This is a genomic window from Roseovarius sp. (assembly GCF_018066915.1).
GTDB lineage: Bacteria > Pseudomonadota > Alphaproteobacteria > Rhodobacterales > Rhodobacteraceae > Roseovarius.
Window position 1 is genome coordinate 1 of sequence record NZ_JAGPVV010000300.1, and the last position, 3,610, is coordinate 3,610.

Consider the following 3,610-nt stretch of genomic DNA (forward strand, 5'->3'; position numbering starts at 1 on the left):
GGCCGCCAAGATGCGCGAGGCGATGTATTACCTCGCCTCAACCATGCATGTGAACCACGCGCACAAGATGCGCGGCCACCGTTGGGCCGATCAGCAAAGCTCTTTTGACGATATGAAGGCCAAGTCGGTGCAGACCATGACCGACAGCGCCGCCTATGTTGAAAACCACGTGCTCACCGGGCCATTCGTGTTGGGCGAGACCGTCTCGCTCGCCGATGCCTATCTCTATGTTGCCTGCAACTGGCTCGAAGGCGACGGCGTAGACGTGGCGCAATTCCCCAAGATCACCGCCTTTGTGCAAGCGATGCGCGCGCGTGCCTCTGTGGCGCGGGTGATCGCGGATGACATGATCTGAGAGGCTGACATGACACATCTGTGGGTAAGGGCCGAACAGCGGCCAAACGAGGAACGCGTGGGGCTGACACCCGAGGGGGCGGCACAACTCATCACCAAAGGCCTGCGCGTGACGGTGGAAGAAAGTCACAACCGCGCCATCCCGATCGACGGCTACCGCGCGGCGGGCTGCGCGATTGCGCCAGAGAATTCATGGCCCTCCGCCCCAAAGGACGCGATCATCTTCGGGCTCAAGGAATTGCCCGAGGATGGCACACCCCTGCCGCATCGCCACATCATGTTCGGCCATGCCTTCAAGGGCCAGCATGCCGGGCGGCGCCTCTTGCAGCGGTTCAAGGTCGGGGGCGGCACGCTCTATGATCTGGAATATCTCGTCGATGAAACGGGCCGCCGCGTCGCCGCCTTTGGCTATTGGGCGGGCTATGCGGGGGCGGCGGTGTCGCTCATGGCATGGGCGGCGCAACAGGGCGGCGCAATCTGCCCGCCCGTCGATACCTATCCGGGGCGCGACGCGCTGCTGGCCGATCTTGGCGCGCGGCTGGATGCCACGGGTGCGCCCCGCCCCCGCGCCATCGTCATCGGGGCCTTGGGCCGCGTGGGCACTGGGGCGGCGGATCTCTGCGAAGCGATGGATGTCCCCGTCACCCGCTGGGACATGGCCGAGACCGCATCGGGCGGGCCGTTCCCGGAAATCCTCGCGCATGACCTCTTTCTCAACTGCATCTTCGCCCGCCCCGGCACGCCGGTTTTCGTGCCGAAATCCGCGCTTGATCAGCCCAGCCAACTGAGCGTGATCGGCGATGTGGCCTGTGACCCCGACAGCGATTACAACCCGGTGCCGGTCTATGACGCGGCAACCTCCTGGGCAGCCCGCGTGCTGCGTGTGCGCGACACCCCGCCCCTCGACGTGATGGCCATCGACAACCTGCCCTCGCTCTTGCCGGTCGAATCCTCGCAGGATTACGCCGGGCAATTGCTGGCCTCGTTGCTGACGCTCGACGCCTTGGATCAAGGGGTCTGGGCCCGCGCGGCAGAGACCTTTCACACCCATATGAAAGATATCTGAATGGCGCCCTATGTCGGATATCTGGCCGCCTTTCTGGGCACGATCTGCTGGATTCCGCAGGCGGTCAAGGCCTGGGCCACGCGCGACACCTCGGGCCTCTCGCTCCCGTCGAACCTGCTCTTTCTGACCACCGTGTCCCTGTGGCTGGTCTATGGGCTGATGATCGGCGACTGGCCTCTCATTCTGGCCAATATCTGCGCCGTTCTGGCGATGCTGAGCATCGTCGCGGCGAAACTCCGTTACAAGTAAAAGGAGAGACGGACATGACAATTCACTGGTGCGGCACCGGCCTATCGGCCATTCCCGGTCTGCGGCGACTGATCGAGGCCGGGCATGAGGTGACGGTCTGGAACCGCTCGACCGACAAGGCGCGGGCGGCGGTGGGCGATCTCACGGACAAGATTCACGCCTTTGACAAGGACGCCTTGGCCAAGGCCCTCAAACCCGGTGACGTGGTGGTCTCGATGCTGCCCGGCGACTGGCACGTTCCGCTGGCAGAGCTTTGCCTCGAGACGGGCGCGCATTTCGTGTCCTCCTCCTATATCGCCCCCGAGATGCGCGCCCTTGATCAGGCGGCGCGCGAAAAAGGGCTGCGCTTTGTCAACGAAATCGGCCTTGATCCCGGCATCGACCACCTGATGGCGCATCATCTGGTGGCCGACTATCGCGCCTCCCAAGCCTTTGACGCCGGAAACGACCTGTCGTTCACCTCTTATTGCGGCGGCGTGCCGAAAATACCCAATCCCTTCCGCTACAAGTTCAGCTGGTCGCCTTTGGGCGTGCTCAAGGCGCTGCGCTCGCCCTCGCGCTCGATCCGCGATTTCTCGGAACTCAAGGTCGCGCGGCCATGGGACGCGATTTCCAGCTATGACGCGCCGCTGCCTACCCCCGAGACATTCGAGGTCTACCCCAACCGGGATTCCCTGCCCTTCATCGCCGATTACCGGTTTGATCCCGACTGGCGGATCAAGGATTTCGTGCGCGGCACGCTGCGCCTGAATGGCTGGTCAGAGGCCTGGAAGGACGTTTTTGCCGAGATTGAAACGCTCAGCGGTGCCGCGGGCGATGCCCGGCTCAAGGAGATGTCGGACCAGTTCTGGCAAGAGAACGCCTATGATGCGGGCGAACCGGACCGCGTGGTGCTCTGCGTTGATCTCAAGGCAGAAAAGGACGGTAAACCAGTCTGGCACAAAAGCTATGTGATGGACGCCTGGGGCGATGCGCGCGGCACGGCGATGGCGCGGCTGGTGTCGATCCCGGTCTCGCTTGCGATCGATTCGGTGCTGGCGCGGGAAATCCCTGCCGGTGTCAGCGCGGCATCGCATGATCCCAAACTGGTCACGCGCTACTTGGACGAGGTCAACAGGCTGGCGCAGCATCTGACGGTCGTCGATCACCTGAACTGAGCGTTTTGGCGCAAGGTCGGATTTGAGTATTTGCACCATGAAGACGCCAAGTCAGGTTTCTTTTTGGCAAAAATACTCAGATCCGCCGCCGCCCCGCGTCAGAACGGCACGTCATCCGCGCCGGTGATGAAGCGGGCGACCACCTTCTTGGTGCCCGCCTTTTCAAAGGCGATTTCGAGCTTGTCACCCTCGATGGCGATGATGGCGCCATAGCCGAATTTCTGATGAAAGACGCGCTCGCCCACCGTATGCGCGCTGAGCGCCTCGGCGTCGATGATGCTGTGACGCGTCTCGCGAGGCTGGGTCATGGGGCGTTCGCCGCCGCGCGCCTGAAGCCGCCGCCAACCGGGACTGTTGTAGACATTGGCCTCGGCGGCACGGCTCTCGATGCCTGAACTGGCCGCAGCCCCGTAGCCTCCGCCATAGAGACCCGGAGGGGTGAGCACATCGACATGCGCCTCGGGCAATTCATCAATGAAGCGCGAGGGCATTTGCGATTGCCACTGGCCATAGACGCGGCGATTGCCCGCGAACGAAATGGTGCAGACCTCTTCGGCGCGGGTGATGCCGACATAGGCCAGCCGCCGCTCTTCCTCGAGCCCGCGCACGCCGCTTTCATCCATCGAGCGTTGCGATGGGAAAAGACCATCCTCCCACCCGGGCAGGAACACGGCCGGAAACTCCAGCCCCTTGGCGGCGTGCAGCGTCATCAGCGTGACCTTTTCGCCCTCTTCGCCCGCCTCGTTGTCCATGATGAGGCTCACATGTTCCAGAAACCCTTGCA

Annotated in this window: 5 protein-coding genes; 4 read left to right on the plus strand and 1 reads right to left on the minus strand. The window is 63.3% G+C overall.

What is annotated here, in order from left to right; all coding sequences use genetic code 11:
• The 4 genes from KBT70_RS16705 to KBT70_RS16720 all read left to right on the plus strand — a co-directional run.
• A partial coding sequence (locus KBT70_RS16705) for a glutathione binding-like protein (RefSeq protein ID WP_296636707.1) occupies positions 1-355 on the plus strand: 355 nt, incomplete at its 5' end.
• Between the two features lie 9 nt (positions 356-364).
• A complete protein-coding gene (locus tag KBT70_RS16710) occupies positions 365-1,420 on the plus strand; it encodes a saccharopine dehydrogenase (protein WP_296636711.1) in 1,056 nt (351 codons plus the stop codon).
• On the plus strand, positions 1,421-1,669 hold the full coding sequence (locus KBT70_RS16715; protein ID WP_296636715.1) for a SemiSWEET transporter: 249 nt from the start codon (positions 1,421-1,423) through the stop codon (positions 1,667-1,669).
• Positions 1,670-1,683: 14 nt separating this feature from the next.
• Complete coding sequence (locus KBT70_RS16720) at positions 1,684-2,826, plus strand: saccharopine dehydrogenase family protein (RefSeq protein ID WP_296636720.1); 1,143 nt, start codon at positions 1,684-1,686, stop codon at positions 2,824-2,826.
• Positions 2,827-2,924: 98 nt separating this feature from the next.
• Here the strand turns inward: KBT70_RS16720 and KBT70_RS16725 are convergent.
• Positions 2,925-3,610: 3'-5' exonuclease (locus KBT70_RS16725; RefSeq protein ID WP_296636724.1), on the minus strand; the 686-nt coding region annotated here is incomplete at its 5' end.

Bases quoted from the DNA above. Each gene is read 5' to 3' on its own strand.
- KBT70_RS16710 (WP_296636711.1), top strand. From the start codon at position 365: ATGACACATCTGTGGGTAAGGGCCGAACAGCGGCCAAACGAGGAACGC.
- KBT70_RS16715 (WP_296636715.1), top strand. From the start codon at position 1,421: ATGGCGCCCTATGTCGGATATCTGGCCGCCTTTCTGGGCACGATCTGC.
- KBT70_RS16720 (WP_296636720.1), top strand. From the start codon at position 1,684: ATGACAATTCACTGGTGCGGCACCGGCCTATCGGCCATTCCCGGTCTG.